Origin of the sequence: Sodalis sp. RH16 (assembly GCF_047324245.1) — a bacterium.
Classification (GTDB): Bacteria; Pseudomonadota; Gammaproteobacteria; order Enterobacterales; family Enterobacteriaceae; genus Acerihabitans; species Acerihabitans ligni.
The window spans coordinates 4,032,114-4,048,527 of record NZ_CP178737.1 but is presented as its reverse complement, the minus strand read 5'-3'; the positions used below and the strand labels follow the sequence as shown (position 1 = coordinate 4,048,527).

The 16,414-nt window shown below is 57.0% G+C and carries 13 protein-coding genes; 7 read left to right on the top strand and 6 right to left on the bottom strand.

What is annotated here, in order from left to right; genetic code table 11:
• Positions 1 to 196: 196 nt before the first annotated feature.
• From fumA to ACL2XJ_RS18555, 5 genes are all read left to right on the top strand, one after another.
• Complete coding sequence (gene fumA, locus ACL2XJ_RS18575; protein ID WP_132922180.1) at positions 197 to 1,843, top strand: class I fumarate hydratase FumA; 1,647 nt, start codon at positions 197 to 199, stop codon at positions 1,841 to 1,843.
• 274 nt (positions 1,844 to 2,117) lie between these two features.
• Positions 2,118 to 3,104, top strand: coding sequence for an ABC transporter permease (locus tag ACL2XJ_RS18570; protein ID WP_413724080.1), 987 nt, complete (start codon positions 2,118 to 2,120; stop codon positions 3,102 to 3,104).
• Complete coding sequence (locus ACL2XJ_RS18565) at positions 3,088 to 4,191, top strand: autoinducer 2 ABC transporter substrate-binding protein (RefSeq protein ID WP_243701428.1); 1,104 nt, start codon at positions 3,088 to 3,090, stop codon at positions 4,189 to 4,191. Before ACL2XJ_RS18570 ends, ACL2XJ_RS18565 begins: the two co-directional genes overlap by 17 nt.
• Positions 4,192 to 4,339: 148 nt before the next feature.
• On the top strand, positions 4,340 to 6,037 hold the full coding sequence (locus ACL2XJ_RS18560) for a sugar ABC transporter ATP-binding protein (protein ID WP_413724079.1): 1,698 nt from the start codon (positions 4,340 to 4,342) through the stop codon (positions 6,035 to 6,037).
• 95 nt (positions 6,038 to 6,132) lie between these two features.
• Positions 6,133 to 7,062 carry an ABC transporter permease gene (locus ACL2XJ_RS18555; protein ID WP_413726917.1) on the top strand — a complete coding sequence of 310 codons (930 nt, stop codon included), beginning with the start codon at positions 6,133 to 6,135 and terminating at the stop codon, positions 7,060 to 7,062.
• A gap of 115 nt (positions 7,063 to 7,177) precedes the next feature.
• Here ACL2XJ_RS18555 and ACL2XJ_RS18550 read toward each other — a convergent pair whose 3' ends face one another.
• The 6 genes from ACL2XJ_RS18550 to ACL2XJ_RS18525 all read right to left on the bottom strand — a co-directional run bounded on the left by ACL2XJ_RS18550 (position 7,178) and on the right by ACL2XJ_RS18525 (position 13,712).
• Complete coding sequence (locus tag ACL2XJ_RS18550) at positions 7,178 to 8,062, bottom strand: sugar phosphate isomerase/epimerase family protein (protein WP_132922184.1); 885 nt, start codon at positions 8,060 to 8,062, stop codon at positions 7,178 to 7,180.
• A 66-nt stretch (positions 8,063 to 8,128) separates the two neighbouring features.
• Positions 8,129 to 9,091, bottom strand: a complete 963-nt coding sequence (locus tag ACL2XJ_RS18545) for an ABC transporter permease (RefSeq protein WP_132922185.1) — start codon at positions 9,089 to 9,091, stop codon at positions 8,129 to 8,131.
• Positions 9,081 to 10,589, bottom strand: coding sequence for a sugar ABC transporter ATP-binding protein (locus ACL2XJ_RS18540; RefSeq protein ID WP_413724078.1), 1,509 nt, complete (start codon positions 10,587 to 10,589; stop codon positions 9,081 to 9,083). Before ACL2XJ_RS18540 ends, ACL2XJ_RS18545 begins: the two co-directional genes overlap by 11 nt.
• 64 nt (positions 10,590 to 10,653) lie before the next feature.
• Positions 10,654 to 11,604, bottom strand: a complete 951-nt coding sequence (locus ACL2XJ_RS18535) for a substrate-binding domain-containing protein (RefSeq protein WP_132922186.1) — start codon at positions 11,602 to 11,604, stop codon at positions 10,654 to 10,656.
• Positions 11,605 to 12,102: 498 nt separating this feature from the next.
• On the bottom strand, positions 12,103 to 13,098 hold the full coding sequence (locus ACL2XJ_RS18530; protein ID WP_413724077.1) for a sugar-binding transcriptional regulator: 996 nt from the start codon (positions 13,096 to 13,098) through the stop codon (positions 12,103 to 12,105).
• A 62-nt stretch (positions 13,099 to 13,160) separates the two neighbouring features.
• Complete coding sequence (locus tag ACL2XJ_RS18525) at positions 13,161 to 13,712, bottom strand: SIS domain-containing protein (protein WP_413724076.1); 552 nt, start codon at positions 13,710 to 13,712, stop codon at positions 13,161 to 13,163.
• 360 nt (positions 13,713 to 14,072) lie between these two features.
• On the opposite strand from ACL2XJ_RS18525, the gene ACL2XJ_RS18520 reads away from it, so the two are divergent.
• Both ACL2XJ_RS18520 and ACL2XJ_RS18515 read left to right on the top strand, forming a co-directional pair.
• On the top strand, positions 14,073 to 15,395 hold the full coding sequence (locus tag ACL2XJ_RS18520) for an MFS transporter (protein WP_413724075.1): 1,323 nt from the start codon (positions 14,073 to 14,075) through the stop codon (positions 15,393 to 15,395).
• 67 nt (positions 15,396 to 15,462) lie between these two features.
• The gene (locus ACL2XJ_RS18515) at positions 15,463 to 16,398 is read left to right on the top strand and encodes a 2-hydroxyacid dehydrogenase (RefSeq protein WP_413724074.1); all 936 of its coding nucleotides are present in this window, start codon (positions 15,463 to 15,465) and stop codon (positions 16,396 to 16,398) included.
• Positions 16,399 to 16,414: the final 16 nt, after the last annotated feature.

Sequence of the window (16,414 nt, the reverse complement as noted above, 5' to 3'; positions counted from 1 at the left end):
GTGGCGATGACGTTCTGATAAACGGCCGGGCCGCAGATACGCAAGCACGAAGGCATAGGTCATTATCCATCACCGCAGCCGGCCCGTCGAAACGGCGGCCTGGCCGCGGCAAAATGAACAAGATGTCGCCATTGATATTTCCCGAGGATCCCTGGATGAATGGCGACAATACAATAACGGATGAAGTGAGCGAAAAATGTCGAATAAACCGTTCCATTACCAAAACCCTTTTCCCTCTTCCCACGAGGACACCGAATACTATCTGTTAAGCCGGGACCATGTTTCCATCACTGAGTTTGAGGGGGTGGAAATGCTGAAGGTTGCCCCCGAAGCCCTTACGCTGCTGGCGCAACAGGCGTTCCACGATGCCGCGTTTATGTTGCGTCCTGCCCATCAGCAGCAAGTGGCGTCCATTCTTGATGACCCGCAGGCGAGCGAAAACGACAAATACGTTGCGCTGCAATTTCTGAGAAATTCTGAAATCGCCGCGAAAGGCGTGCTGCCCACCTGCCAGGACACCGGCACCGCGATTATCATGGGTAAAAAGGGCCAGCGCGTGTGGACCGGCGGCGGCGATGAGGCCCGCCTGGCGCAGGGTGTCTATAACACTTACATCGAAGATAACCTGCGCTACTCACAAAACAGCGCGCTGGATATGTATACAGAAGTGAACACCGGCACCAACCTGCCGGCGCAAATTGACCTCTACAGCGTGGATGGCGACGAATATAAGTTCCTGTGCATCGCCAAAGGCGGCGGCTCGGCGAACAAAACCTATCTCTACCAGGAAACCAAGGCGCTGCTGAGCCCCGGGAAGCTGAAAACCTATCTGGTGGAAAAAATGCGCACATTGGGAACCGCCGCCTGCCCGCCATATCATATCGCGTTTGTGATTGGGGGCACTTCAGCGGAGAGCACGCTGAAAACCGTCAAACTGGCATCCGCCCATTATTATGACGGTCTGCCGACCGAAGGCAATGAACACGGACAGGCCTTCCGCGACGTGCAGTTGGAGCAGGAATTGCTGGCGGAAGCGCAGAACCTGGGGCTGGGCGCACAGTTCGGCGGCAAATACTTTGCCCATGATATCCGCGTGGTCCGCCTGCCGCGCCACGGCGCCTCCTGCCCCGTGGGCATGGGCGTGTCCTGCTCCGCCGACCGCAATATCAAAGCCAAAATCAACCGTGACGGGATCTGGATTGAAAAACTCGAACACAATCCGGGCCGCTACATTCCGCAGTCCCTGCGCCAGCAGGGTGAAGGCGACGCGGTGAAGGTGGACCTGAACCGCCCCATGAAAGACATTCTCGCCCAGCTTTCCCAATACCCGGTATCCACCCGCCTTTCACTGAGCGGTACCATTATTGTGGCGCGGGATATTGCCCACGCCAAGCTCAAGGAGCGTATCGATAACGGCGAGGACCTGCCGCAGTACATCAAGGATCATCCGGTGTATTACGCCGGCCCGGCCAAAACCCCGACCGGATATGCTTCCGGTTCGTTGGGGCCGACCACCGCCGGGCGGATGGATTCCTATGTGGATTTGCTGCAATCACGGGGCGCAAGCATGATCATGCTGGCCAAAGGCAACCGCAGCCGTCAGGTGACGGACGCCTGCCATAAACACGGCGGCTTCTACCTGGGCAGCATCGGCGGCCCGGCGGCCGTGCTGGCCCAGCAGAGCATCAAGAGCCTGGATTGTATTGAGTATCCGGAGCTGGGAATGGAAGCCATCTGGAAAATTGAAGTGGAAAATTTCCCGGCATTCATTCTGGTTGATGACAAAGGCAACGATTTCTTCGAGCAAATTCAGCGCAACGCCTGTGCGGATTGCCTAAAGTAACCGTCAGACTGCAGACCCGAGGCTTGCCTGAAAGAGCAAGCCTTTTTTATTGGGAGACGTAGCCAGCCTGTTCAATGCACCGCCCCGCGCTTTCCCCCCGCTTCCGGATATTTCCTGCACGCCATGATTATCACAGCAGTGATCGCGGCCATATATTTGCAACTGACGGGTCGACAAATACTAATGTAAAATATAGCATACTTATGTATGTGCTGAGCGGTGGATTTCCGGACCGGCGCAGCGTAAAGAGGGCGCCGTTAGGAGGAGATGATCGATGCGTAACATTCTGTCGGACCGTCAGCTCAATTTTCTGGCCGCGGCCAACGTGCTGGTGTTAGCGGCCGGCGTGGCGTTTGCCGGCGCCAACTTTATCACCCTGTACAACTTTCAATCCATGTCGGCGCAGGTGCCCGAACTGGGGTTGCTGGCCCTGGGCGTCATGCTGGCGATGATTTCGGGCAATGGCGGCATCGACCTGTCCGGCATCGCCCTGGCCAATCTGGCCGGCGTCCTGTCCTATCTGCTGGTGCGCCACTGGGTGTCGGCTGATGACGCCCCGCTGCTGTTCGTTTGGGCCTTCGCGGCCGTCGCCCTGCTGGTGGGGCTGGCGGGGGGCATGCTTAACGGCTTTTTGATAGCCCATGCCGGCCTGACGCCGATTATCGCTACCCTGGGCACGCAGATGTTCTTCACCGGCATCGCGGTGGTGCTGACCAACGGGTCGGCCATCAGCATCGGCTATATCGAACCGCTGGACGATTTCGGCAATTCGCCGGTGCTGGGCCTGCCGCTGTGCTTTTCGCTGTTTCTGGCGGTGGCGCTGCTGCTGGGCATCGTATTGCGTTTTTGCCCCTTCGGCCTGCGGCTCTATCTGATGGGCAGCAATGCCAAGGCCGCGCGGTACGCCGGCATCGCGCTGAAAAAGATGCTGTTTCTCACCTACACCGCCAGCGGCGTTCTGGCCGGTATCGCCGGCATCGTCATCGCCGCCCGCACCTCCAGCGTGAAGTGGGACTATGGCAGCTCCTATGTACTTATCGCCATCCTGATTGTGGTGATGGCCGGCGTGCGGCCGGACGGGGGCTACGGGCGCATCGTCTGCGTCGTGCTGTCGGCCACCGCGCTGCAGATGCTGGCCAGCCTGTTCAATTTCCTGAATATTTCCAACTTTTTCCGCGACTGCGCCTGGGGCCTGCTGCTGCTGCTGTTCCTGGCGGTGTCGCGCGTCGATATCCGGTCTTGGCTTGCGTCACGAACGTGACGCGTTTTATCGCCGCCGGCGTCTTATCGGCGCCGGCGGCGAACTCTTACCCTACGTGCAACACAACCATAATGAGGAAACGTTGATGCCAATGATACGTAAACTTACCGCCCTCGCCGTTGCGCTGGGCGCCCTGTGCGCGGCGCCGCCCCTGCTCGCGAAAGACGCGCCGTCCATCGTGACGGTGGTAAAGATAACCGGCGAGAACTGGTTCACCCGCATGAATGAAGGCGTCGTTGCCTACGGCCGGGACAATCCCGGCGTCACCACCAGCGAGATCGGCCCGGCCAAGGCCGATGCCGCCCAGCAGGGACGCCTGATAGAGGATCTGGTGGCCAGGAACGTCAGCGCCATCGCCGTGGTGCCGATGGACCCCTCGGCCATTGAAGGCGTGCTCAAACGCGCCATGGATCGCGGCATCAAGGTCGTTACCCATGAGGGGGACAGCCTGAAAAACACGCTGGTGGATATCGAGGCGTTCGATAATACCGCTTTCGGCGCCCACTTCAACGAACAGCTGGCGCAATGCATGGGCAAAAGCGGGAAATGGACGTCGTTCGTCGGTTCCCTCGGCAGCCTGACCCACGTGCAGTGGGCCGACGGCGGCGCCGAGAACGCCAAGAAGTACCCGCAGATGCAACTGGTGTCCCCCAAGAATGAATCCTTCAACGACGCCAACAGAGCTTACGAAAAAGCGCGCGAAATCCTGCGTAAATACCCGGATATCAAGGGTTTCCAGGGCGGTTCCGCTATTGATGTCATCGGCATCGGCCGCGCCGTGGAAGAAGCCGGCCTCTCCGGCAAGGTGTGCGTCATCGGGCTCGGCCTGCCGAAGGACACCAGCAAGTATCTGGAATCCGGCACCGTGCAGAGCATCTCCTTCTGGGATCCCAAGGATGCCGGCTACATCATGAACAAGGTGGCGCAGATGCTGCTGGAGGGCAAGCAGGTTACCGACGGCATGGACCTGGGCGTACCCGGCTATAACAAGGTGTCGGTGAAAAAAGGTCCCGGCAAGGGCATCATCGTCACCGGTCAGGCCTGGGTTGACGTGAACAAGTCCAACTACCGGCAATACCCGTTCTGAGTCTCAAAGTCCATAGAGAGTGCAACGGATCGGCGGCCGGCCGCCGGTCTCAGACTGCTGACAAAGTACTCAGAGTTAATAGGGAGGGATAGGCTGCCAGAAGAGTAAACCGTCCGCGCCAGGGATGGCGCGGATCGAGCCTCCAGGGATGGATTCACGGCGTGTTTACGATCTGGCAGCCTATCCCGACCAGGCACTTTGTCAACAAACTCGGATCGGCGGCCAGTTGCCGATCCCCACCCGTAAACCTGCCTGGATAAAAGCCATGCCCGTGACCGTTCAAGCCGATACCTCGCCCGCCGGCAACCCGGCGCAGACCGTGCCTTTTCTCGAGGTGCGCGAACTGCAAAAACACTTTGGCGGCGTCAAGGCGCTTAAAGGCATCAGTTTTGTTATCGAACGCGGCCGCGTCTATCACCTGATGGGGGAAAACGGCTGCGGCAAAAGCACGCTGATCAAAATCATTTCCGGGGCGCAGCCGTCCGACGGCGGCGAATTGCTGATTAACGGCCGGCGGGTGGACAAGCTGACGCCGGTGGGCGCGCTGGCCGCCGGCATTGAGACCGTCTATCAGGATTTGTCGCTGCTGCCCAATCTCAGCGTGGCCGAAAACGTCGCGCTGACCCGCCAGCTGGTGGCCGCCGGCGGCAGTCTGGCGCGGCGCCTGGACCTGCGCATGCTCAAGGACACCGCGGTGCGCGCGCTGGCCAAGGTCAACCTGCCCGCCGATGCGGCGTTTCTCGACACGCCGGTGGAAGAACTGCCGATAGCCACCCGCCAATTGATTGCCATTGCCCGGGCCATTGCGTCGGACGCCGGCCTGGTCATCATGGACGAGCCCACCACCGCCCTCACCCGGCGCGAGGTGGACAACCTGATTGCGGTGGTGGGCAAACTGCAGGCGCAGGGCGTATCGGTGCTGTTCGTCACACACAAGCTCGACGAGTGCAAGGCTATCGGGGGCCGGGCCATCATCATGCGCGACGGCCTGAAGGTCACCGAATGCGATGTGGCCGGACAGTCAAAGCAGCAGCTCGCCTTCTGGATGACCGGCAAGCAGCTGGATGACACCCGGTACCGCGCCGCCTTTGACGGCGGCGAGGCGCTGCTGGGCGTCGACGGCCTCGGCCGGCGCGGCGGCTACCGGGACGTGTCCTTCCAGCTGGCGCGCGGTGAAATCCTCGGCATCACCGGGCTGCTGGATTCCGGCCGCAATGAACTGGCCCTGTCCCTGGCGGGCATTTTACCGGCGGACAGCGGCCGGATAGCGCTGGACGGCGCCGCCATCACCCTCGGCAGCCCGGCGCAGGCCATCGGCGCCGGCATCGGTTATGTGCCGGAGGACCGGCTGTCCGAGGGGCTGTTCCTGGAGAAATCGATTAAGGAGAATATCATCGTGGCGATGCTCGACCGCCTGCGCGGCTCGTTCGGCCTGCTGGACGGCAAACGCAATCACGCCGCCGCCCAGCGGACCATCGATGACCTGCAGATTGTCACCCCCGACAGCGACAACCCCGTCATGTCGCTCTCCGGCGGCAATCAGCAGCGCGTGCTCATTGGCCGCTGGCTGACCATCGAGCCGCGGCTGCTGATTTTGCACGGGCCCACGGCGGGGGTGGATGTGGGCTCGAAGGACACCATTTATCGCATCATCCAGCGGCTCGCCGGCGACGGCATGGGCGTCATCATCATCAGCGACGACCTGCCGGAACTGCTGCAAAACTGCGACCGCATCCTCGTGATGCGCCGGGGGGCCGTGGCGGCGACGTTCGCGGCGGATAACCTTGAGGAAGGGGCGCTGTACCGCGCCATGGCGGCGGAAGAGCGCCCGGAGACGCCACAATGACCGATATCGCAACACAGCATCGCCGCGACGGCACGGCAAGCCACGGCGTACGCCTCAGCCGCTGGTTCATTCATCATCCGCCGGCGGTGACGCTGCTGCTGATAGTCCTGGTCTGCCTGGTGGTGGGCACCCTCAACCCCGCCTTTTGGCAGGTGTCGAACCTGTTCGACATGGCGCGCTCCTCCGTGGTGAGCGGCCTGTTTGCGCTGGGCGTCCTGGTGGTGCTGGCGGCGGGCGGGCTTGACGTCTCCTTCACCGCCATCGCCGCCCTGGTGATGTACGTCATCACCAAACTGGTGACGGACCTGGCGCCCGGTATGTCCATGGCGCCCATCCTGCTGATGGCCGCGGCGGGCGGCGCGCTGCTGGGGGCGGCCAACGGCCTGCTGGTCAGCGCCCTCAGGGCGCCGTCGCTGATTGTGACCATCGGCACGCAGTATGTGATCCGCGGCTTCCTGCTGACCTTTGTCGGCACGGCGCTGTTTATGAACATCCCGGCATCGATGGACGCATTCGGCAAATATGCGCTTTTCCATCACCAGAGCGCCGGCGGCGGGACGTCGGCGCTTCCCGCCTACGTGCTGGCGCTGGCGGTTGCCGCCGTCGCCACCTGGTACCTGCTGCAGCGTACGCTGATGGGCCGGGCCATCTATGCGGTGGGGGGTAATGCCGACATTGCCCAACGGCTTGGCTATAACCTGCGTAACGTGCGGGTGTTTGTGTTCGCCTATGCGGGCCTGCTTGCCGGCATCGCCGGCATTATGCATGTCGCCAGCAACCGCCTGGCCAATCCCTTCGACCTGGCGGGTTCCGAACTGGAGGTTATCGCCGCCGTTATTCTCGGCGGCGCCCGCATCACCGGCGGCTCCGGCAGCGTGCTAGGCACCCTGCTCGGCGTCATCCTGATCACGCTGGTGAACAACGTACTGATCCTAGTGGGCATCCCGAGCACCTGGCAACTGGCCATTATCGGCGCCTTTATAGTACTGGCCGGTATGCTGTTTTCCATCAAACGCACCCGGTGAACCATCCGGTGGCGTTCCCAGCGTATGCAAAGGCTATCATTTCCGCTGGCACGCCCCTGACAGAATTCGAACGGCAATGAGGCATGTTCCACGGAGGCCCCACGGCAGAGGGCCATCAGCCGGCGCTTTGCAGCAGTTTGATGCCTTCTTGCATATCGCGCAGCACAAATTCATCCGTTTGCTCAAACGGATAGATGATTTCCAGCAGGTATGTCTGATGGGTTAAACGCTGATCGCGCCAAAATGCGCTGAGGCGCTGCGGCGTGACAATGCCCGGTTGGGTAAAACTCCAGTGGCGATCGAGCAGGCCATCCGTTTGCTGGATATGGTAGGCGGAGATATAGTTTCCGCACTGCTTAATCCAATGTTCCATATTGGCGTCTTCGCCGAAGATCGGTTTAAACAGCGCATGGCCCCAGTCCACCAGCAGCCGCACGGGAATATCCGTCGCGCCGTCAAGATCGGTCATCAAACGCAGCGCATCCCGGGCGGATGACGGGAACTCGGTGGTCAGCGGCACCGGCTCAATCAGCAGCGTCGACAGACCGCGGCTTTTGGCATGACGGGATACATCCACCAAGGATTGCAGCGCTCGCTGATAAATGTCTTCCCGCCGGCCCGGGTCAAGGGCGTCCTGCGCCGAATAGGAACCCAGGGGCATGCCCGCCGCCGGAACCCCCATTTCAGCGGTCATGTCGATAGCGCGCATGAAGTGTTCCTTGCCCAAATCGCGAAGGGTCTCGGTGGGCGCCAGGAAATGGTTATAGGTATAGGAAGCCAACCCGCCGAAGGTGCTTTCGATGGTGATGCCCGCGGCGCGAAAGGCATCGGCATACTCTCGCGCAACGGCGTCGCGCGCTGCCGCCGGCCACCAGGGATCCACCAAATCCCAGGTAAACTGGACCCGATCCATGCCCAGTTCATGCTTCACCACGTTTGCCAATTGCCCGCCGCCAAGCCAACGCTTGATGGCAAAAGAGAGGTTTAATCCGAGTTTCATCTATTCCTCCTCGTATTCGTCAACGCCTGGGACCAGACCCGCTGCCGCGCGGGTCGCCAGGTCGAATCACTCTTCTTTACGGATATAGCGCCGTGAAACGGCATCAAATGAAATGGCGACCACCACCAGAACGCCGCTGACGATGCCTTGCCAATAGGGCGATACGCCGTAAAGCACGATAATGTTTTCGATAATGCCGATAATGGTGGCGCCGATAATGGCGCCAAAGGGAGTACCCACGCCGCCGGTAGTGGCGACACCGCCGATTACCGCCGCGGCAATCGGCGGCAGCACCCAGCTTTCACCGATGGAGGGCTGTGCGGTCCCCAGGCGTGCGACCATCAAAATACCCGCCAATGCGGCCAGAAAACCGGCAAAGGTGAAAACCCAGATACGCACCCGATCGACTTTGATTCCCAACATCCGGGCTGCCGGGCCGTTATTGCCGATGGCATACATATAACGGCCGAACGGCGTCTTGAGCGTAATAAAGGTCGCAATCGCCAGCACCGCCAGCATGATGACAAACGGTAAAGGCAAGCCGAGGATATCCCCGCGGCCGAAATACTGGATACTGGGCGGAATGCCGGTGATGGCCACTCCCTTGGTCAGCACCAGATTCGCGCCGCCGAAAATTCCGGCGGTACCGATGGTCAGCACCAAGGAATGCAGCCGCAGCTTGGTTACCAGCAGGCCGTTCAGAAAACCGAGCACGGCGCCAAGCGCCAGCGCCATAACGCAGGCGACGGCGGGTTCAATGCCGAAGTTCACCATAAAGATGCCGGCGATAACCCCGCATAGCCCGCCAATTACGCCAAGCGACAGATCAAGCTCGCCAAGAATAAGCAGCATTGACTGCCCGACGGTTATCAGTCCGATAAAAGCCAGGGTTCTCGCCACCACCGACATATTGTAGGGCGAGAGGAAATAGGGCGAGATTAACGACGACAGCACAAAAATGATCACGAGGGCCACCATGACCCCGGCCAGGGGATTGGTGGCGAGAATGGAAAAACGGCTACGCTGCATAATGGTTCTCCGTACCAAAAATCGCCCGGACAAGCGTTTCGTTATCGGTGGTGGCGGTGGGGAAATCGCCGGTAATCGCACCGTTATGCATGGTGATAATCCGGTTCGCGCATTTATATAACTCCTCCATTTCCGATGACACGAGAATAATGCCGACGCCGCTTTCACACAGCGCCCGCATGATTTTGTAAATCTCCGCCTTGGTCATGACGTCAATACCTTTGGTGGGTTCATCAAAGATAAGAACGTCCGGTTTGGTGGCCATTGCGCGTCCGATAATGGTTTTTTGCTGATTGCCGCCGGAAAGAAAGGCAATTTTGGTTTCCATATCTGAGGTTTTGACGTCATAGGCCTTGATCACCTCCAGCACCAGCGATTTTTCCTTGCCGGCGGAGATCCCAAGCCATGAGAGCGTTTGTTTGATGACGGAAATACCGATATTTTCCCGTACGCTCAGCATGGGCAGAATGCCGTGCAGTTTTCGCTCTTCCGACAGGTACAGCATACCGTTTCGCACCGAAAACGGTGGGCTGCCCAGCTTCCATGCACGGCCGTTAACCGTAGCGCGCCCCCCGGTGGCCGGCAGATAACCGAATAAGGTCTGCATGACTTCGCTGCGCCCGGCCCCCACCAGTCCGGCAAACCCCAAGACTTCCCCGCGCTTAAGCCGGAAGGAAATGTCGTTGAAACGCCGCCCGCAAAGATGTTCAACCTCGATAATCGTCTCCCCCTCCCCAGGGCCGACAACAGATGACGGACGGAAATGTTCGTTGGTTTTCATATCGGCGCCGGACATTGCTTTGATAAGGCCGGCTTCGGTGGTGTCTTTTATCTTGCCGCTTTCAATTTTTTCGCCGTTGCGCAAAACGGTATAGTCGTCGCCAATGGCGAACAGCTCATCCAGTTTATGGGAGATAAACAGGATGGCGTGGTTACGCGCCTTCATGTCGGCGATAACCCTGAATACCCGCTCGACTTCGGTCTTGGTCAGCGAGGAGGTGGGTTCATCAAGAATCAGCACCTTCATCTGCTTGTTGGTGGATGCCCGGGCGATTTGCAGTAATTGCCTGTCGGATATCGAGATATTGCGCACCAGCTCATCCGGTCGCGCTTCTATGGAGAAGGTGTCCAGGTAACTCTGCGCCGCAAGGTTGATAGCCTTATAATCCACATACCGGCCGGCGAACCCCGAGCGCGCGTAGGGGATAAACAGATTTTCCGCCACGCTCATATGGGGAAATAGATTGAGCTCCTGCGGAACATAGGCGACACAGTTAAACAACTCTCTGTTTTCCAGCGGATCCCGGCCATCGATCCTGATCGTGCCGCGGCTGGGGGTATAGGCGCCGGTCAGCACCTTGACCAGGGTCGATTTACCCGCGCCGTTTTCCCCGGCAAGGATATGTACCCGGCCGAGGTCAAAGGCCAGATTGACATTATTCAGTGCCGTGACGCCCGGAAAGTCGCGGCCCAGGTTTTCAACTTCCAAAATAGCCATGCTGTAAGGTTCCTTGGTCAGGGAATAATCAACGACATCCTGAAAGGACTGTCCGGCGGCCGGGTTATTTCCCAACGTTGTCCTTGTTGATTATCGCGATACCGGTATCGATATATTTGGGGGTGGGAATGCCCATGGCCTTTTGCCACATGGTCATGACCGCCCAATACCCCTGCATTTCCGGCTTGGTGGACGAGGTGCTGTCGGCGACGCCGTCGCGGATCAATTGCAGCATTTCCGTCAAATCATCCAAACCCACCATCAACACCTGATGCGCCTTATTGGCTTCTTTGATTGCCTGGCCGATACCGATGGGACCCGCCGCATCCGATGCCACCCACCCCTTGAGATTCGGATGTGCCTGCATGATGGCGGCGGCCTGTTTTTGCGCCGTTTCTATATCGTCGTTATCGATACCGGTAGCCACCACCTTGATACCGGGATAGGTGGCAAAGGTTTTCTGATGGCAGTCGGCGCGGATGGCATGGTTCGGCGCGCTGGGGACGCCCATCATGATCGCCACTTCCCCTTTACCGTTCAGCAGCTCGGCCAAACGACGGGAGGCGATTTGCGCCTGTTCGCAAAAATCATTGCCGATGCTGGTGAGGTTCATATCGGCCGGGGCGACGGAGTCAAATATCGTCACGGGAATCTTCTGGCCCACCGCTTCCTCCAGTGAAGCCCGATTGCCCTTCTCGTCCAGCAAATCGATGGCGATACCGTCCGGGCGTGTAGCAATGGAGCTTTCCAGAATCTGGTTTTGCAAAACCACATCGGCCTGCTGCGGCGCGCTGTAGATAATCTGGACATCGGAACCGGTCTGAGCCTTGATGACGGCGGCCGCCTGCTTGGCGCCGTTATTCACCTTGTCGAACCAAGGGTGGACGACTTTGGGGATGATAACAAATCTGTAACTATCTTTCTTTTTAAGGCCGGCCTGATCGTCCTGCGATGAAGCCACGAACGGTAACATCAAAGCGGCGGCGGCCATAATACCCAGAGTAATTTTATTCATAGTTCACTCCATAGAAAAAACGTTATCCGCATGGGGAGGTTGAACAACCGATGATCGATAAAGAGCGTCTTAAGCTCTGCGAAAAAACCCTGCTCAGATGCCTGGAGATAAAAATCGTACATTTGTAAAATTTAAAATACATTTATCTCTTACCTTCGTTTTCTCATTTTATTTAGGCTTAATCTGCGGCCAAGCTCACATAAACCGCATTGTCAACGCATTCGGCTTAATAGATTTGAACTCTTCCGCCAAATAAAAAAATGCAGGGAAATTTATACTGGGAGGTGAATCGATTCCGCCGGTGGCTGAAAGAAAGAAGCCGCGACAAAGGTGAGTTTAATTAGCAGGTTAATAATAACGTGATAACAGAGAGATGGGGCGCTATTACCCTTTGAAAAAGAAGCCATTCAGCGTTGCCTATTAATAACGGCAGCGCCGGCAACGGCGCCGAAGGATAATCTTCCGGTGGGCTTACATTGCACCGATCATTATAGAATGTTAATCATCCCGTTCTATTAATAGCTGGCGGGCAACATCTTCATCCGTCACCAGTCGGTTGATATATTTACCGCGCAGGATAGCGCGAATGATTTTGATTTTATTGCGCCCGCCAGAAGCCAGAATGGAAACGGGTTTTTTCCTTAATTTCTCCAGCGGAAGCGCCATAATGGATTCATTGACATGGTGGGAAATAACGCCGCCATCCTTATCCAGGAAACACCCCAGGATTTCCCCGATGCTGCCGAGCTCGATTAATTCGGCCAAATGTTCGCGCACAATGTTTATCGGGGTAATGGGCGACCGTTCCGACAAATCGCCGCAGGAAACCAGCACCACCTGCGCATCCTCGGCCCGGCGCATCACCTCGGCCAGTTCCTCATGCATCAGCAGCGTCGCGCGGCTTTCCATGGAGTGGCAGTAGATAGGCGCGGTGAGATAGTGGCATTCCACATCCAATGCCCGTGCCAGCGCGGTGGAAACCTCGAAGGTATTGGTGCCGGATCCACGGGTTACGCCGCCCATCAGCCCCACCACCCAGGACCCCGCCGGCAGTTTGGCGGTAATGCGGCGCACGCTGAAGCTCAGGGTCCTGCCCCAGCCGACGCCGATTCCTTTATAACCCTGGATCAGCGTATCGAGCATCATGCCCGCCGCCTCGCCGATGGTGCGCTGCTGTTCGATATAATCCGGCATGGAGGGCGTCACGCTCACATCCTCGAGATTGAATTTTGCCTTGAGTTTTTCTTCGAGGTCGATACAGTCCACCAACGGCATGCGCAGTTCCACCAGTACGCTGCCGTCAGCACGGATTTGCCCAATGGTTTTATTTACCCGCAGGCGCGTGATACGCAGTCGGTCGGCAATTTGCTGCTGCGTGAGCCCGCCGACAAAATAAAACCAGGCGATACGCGCCCGCAAATGGTCATTTTCCGTTTCTCCGCTGAATTCTCCCTGCACGCTTCCCCCTTTGAACGCAATAGCAAACGGCGACATTATATCACTGATGAATGGCAAACTCGCCAGGCCAGGAGGTTAATCCCCCGACGACCCGGCTTTCACTCGAGGTTGGTATGGTTGCCGGACATCACGGCAGAGGAAACGGCCAGTTTTTGCTGCAAGTGGACAATCATGCCCTCAAACAACAGGTATAACGCGCCTTCATATAAAGACCCCAAGGGCAACACCGATTTCGCGGCGCTCTGCCCGTCGGCCATGGTTTGCGCCGGCAGGGTAATCACCCCGTCGGCCTTCGCCGCACAGGCGCCGGTGCCCTGGGCGGTGATACAAAGCGTCGCCGCGCCCGCCCGACGGGCGGTGGTCAGCAGCGCATCAACGGTGGAAAACCAGCCCGGCCCGGCCGAAACTATCAGCAAATCGCCTTGGCTAAGAGGGGGCGTGGTCATATCCCCCACCACCGCGGCGTGGAGTCCAAGATGATAAAGACGCATGGCAAATCCCTTTATCTGGAGTCCCTCGCGACCGACGCCGTAGAGGGCAATACGCCGCGCCTGTTGGATAAGATCCAGCCCCTGCTGCACCGAGTTTCCATTCAAATTTTCAAAGACGATTGCCAGTTCCCGCAGCGCCCGTTCATAAAATGACGTCATGGCTTGCCTCTTCTGAAATCTTCCGAAAATGATATCGCCCGCGGTGCTGTTTATCGCTGTCTGTGAGGTGGGCGCTTGCCTGCCGGCGGCGGAGGCTGGATCTGATAATACATATGGATAATTTTTTTTACAATTGTTTGGGCGGGCTTTTTTAGACAAACGTGATCTTTATCAGGATTTCTGGCGCGGCGACAGCACTCTTTTCTTCGGTCCTTGGTTATCGATGATATGTGATAAATACCGCATTCTTATTTCATTATATGTGTTTTAGTAACCAAACATAAGTTCATGCATTGAACTTATGAACAACTTAACGATGCAATAACTACCATAGATTTCGAATTAAATCGAGGGTGGACCATGACTCATTCCATAATAAGCCCGTCAACACCGCCACAAAAACCAACCCATTTTCGCTGGGTTATATTTACAACAATGTTTTTCCTGTTGGCGGTTAATTTAATGGACCGTATTACGCTATCAATAGGAATGCCTTATATAAAAGAGGAATTTAGCCTTTCTCCTACCATGCAAGGTCTTATCCTCAGTAGCTTTTTTTGGACATATGCATTATTGCAGGTTCCCGGCGGATGGATGCTGGATCGCTTTGGACCTCGGAAAGTTATTACCGGCGCGCTGATAGGCTGGGGATTTTTTCAGGCAATCATCGGTTTGGCCACCGGCGGAATATCCCTGATAATTGCCCGGCTCGGCTTGGGCGCAATGGAAACCCCCGTCTCGCCGAGCGGCGCTAAACTCAGCTCGACCTGGTTAACTCAATCGGAAAGAGGACGAGGCGCCGTTATCATGGATGCGGGCAGCCCGTTGGGCGTGGCGGTGGGCGGTATAGTGGTGGCGCACCTCATTGTATTATTCGACTCCTGGCGTATCACGTTTGTTATTGTCGGCCTTTTTACCATGTTATTAGGCGCCGTCGCCTGGAGAATTCTAAGGGACCGTCCGTCACAGCATGCCAAAGTCGATAAGGAAGAATTGGCTTATATTACAGCGGGGAATATCGTCGCCGGTGATGACCCGAATGATACGACACCGACAAAAGGGTTGGGTATCAGCTGGTTTACCATGATCGCTATTATGGTGGGCCGCGCATCATGGGGTATGGTTTATTGGGGATTGCTCACCTGGGGACCAAGTTATTTGGCACAGGCGCAAGGTTTGAATCTGGCGTCTATCGGAAACTCGACTTTCCTCATTTTTATTCTGGGGGCATTAGGGTGTTTATTCAGTGGCTTCTTTGTTGACTATCTGGTTAAACGGGGCGTAAGCCATAACGTGGCGTTAAAGAGCCTGTTGTCCCTATCCGGTATTGTGGGTTTGGGTGTGTTATTTGCCTTGTCCACCATTAAAGATCCGGCGCTCGCCGTCGGTTTATTATCAGTCGCCGCCTTCTTTATGATGTTCGGTAGCCTGTATTGGAGTTTCCCCGCCATTCTGGCCCCCAAGGACCGCGTTGGGTTGATCGGCGGAATAATGAATATGGCTAACAGCTGCGCCGGCATACTGGTCCCTATTTTGGTCGGGGTCATTCTGCAGGCCACGGGCAGCTATGAGAGCGTGCTCGTCTACTTCGCGGTTTGTGCCGGGTGTTATACGTTAGGAACGTTATGCATCAATTTTAACCGACTGCCGACGAAAAAAGGCCAATTGCTTTATCAGAAATAGCCAAGGGGTCACAGCGACTTTTCAATATTACGTTGATTTTTTATAAACAACACAGCGGGATATCACTATGCCGAACGCCATTTTACGAGTAAACAAAGTGCCTGATGCGTTAGCGGAGCTCGTGTCATCGCATTACGATCTCTATGAGTATCTTAAAATGGGCGCGGAAGAATTCAACGCGATCGCCAATGATATTCAGGTCATATTGGCCAGCGGGGAATCAACGGTTGACGCTGTGCTGATTAACCAATTACCCAATTTGCGACTCATCGCTGTTTTTGGCGTCGGCTATGACGGCGTGGATACACATGTTGCATTCCAACAACAGATACAAGTGACCAACACGCCGAATGTATTGACTGATGATGTTGCCGATTTAGGAATGGCGTTAATGCTTGCGGCGTCCAGACAAATCTTCGGCGCGCAGCGGTTTATTGAAAACGGAGAATGGCACGGCAAACCCTATAAATTGGCGGCCAAAGTCAGCGGACGCCGCTTGGGTATTGTGGGATTCGGCCGGGTGGGCCATGCGGTCGCCAAACGGGCAAAAGGGTTTGATATGCCTGTGGGTTATTACGACAAATATCCCGCTGACGATCCGGAATGTACGTTTTTCCCCTCTATTATGGAATTAGCGGATAATAGCGATTTTTTAATGATCTGTGCCAGCGGCGGGCCGGATAGCCTGAAATTAATCAATCACGAGGTATTAGCCGCGCTGGGTAAAAACGGCATTCTCATCAATATTGCCCGCGGGAGCATTATCGATGAACCCGCGCTGGTTGCCGCCATTGAGAACGGAACCATCGCCGGGGCCGGATTGGACGTATTTGCCAGTGAACCCGACGTACCGCAGGCATTATTAAAACGGGACAATGTAGTGCTGACGCCGCATATCGGCAGCGCAACACAGCATACGCGCAGGGCGATGGCCGAACTGGTCTTAGGCAATATAACGGCTTTTTACGCCGGCGAGCCCCTGCCGACCCCCATCGGCAAATAACCGCAGCGGCCCGGCT

Coding starts and splice junctions, on each gene's coding strand:
- ACL2XJ_RS18525 (WP_413724076.1), bottom strand. CDS start 13,712: ATGACGTCATTTTATGAACGGGCGCTGCGGGAACTGGCAATCGTCTTT.
- ACL2XJ_RS18545 (WP_132922185.1), bottom strand. CDS start 9,091: ATGCAGCGTAGCCGTTTTTCCATTCTCGCCACCAATCCCCTGGCCGGG.
- ACL2XJ_RS18530 (WP_413724077.1), bottom strand. CDS start 13,098: ATGTCGCCGTTTGCTATTGCGTTCAAAGGGGGAAGCGTGCAGGGAGAA.
- ACL2XJ_RS18520 (WP_413724075.1), top strand. CDS start 14,073: ATGACTCATTCCATAATAAGCCCGTCAACACCGCCACAAAAACCAACC.
- ACL2XJ_RS18535 (WP_132922186.1), bottom strand. CDS start 11,604: ATGAATAAAATTACTCTGGGTATTATGGCCGCCGCCGCTTTGATGTTA.
- ACL2XJ_RS18550 (WP_132922184.1), bottom strand. CDS start 8,062: ATGAAACTCGGATTAAACCTCTCTTTTGCCATCAAGCGTTGGCTTGGC.
- ACL2XJ_RS18515 (WP_413724074.1), top strand. CDS start 15,463: ATGCCGAACGCCATTTTACGAGTAAACAAAGTGCCTGATGCGTTAGCG.
- fumA (WP_132922180.1), top strand. CDS start 197: ATGTCGAATAAACCGTTCCATTACCAAAACCCTTTTCCCTCTTCCCAC.
- ACL2XJ_RS18570 (WP_413724080.1), top strand. CDS start 2,118: ATGCGTAACATTCTGTCGGACCGTCAGCTCAATTTTCTGGCCGCGGCC.
- ACL2XJ_RS18540 (WP_413724078.1), bottom strand. CDS start 10,589: ATGGCTATTTTGGAAGTTGAAAACCTGGGCCGCGACTTTCCGGGCGTC.
- ACL2XJ_RS18560 (WP_413724079.1), top strand. CDS start 4,340: ATGGATTCACGGCGTGTTTACGATCTGGCAGCCTATCCCGACCAGGCA.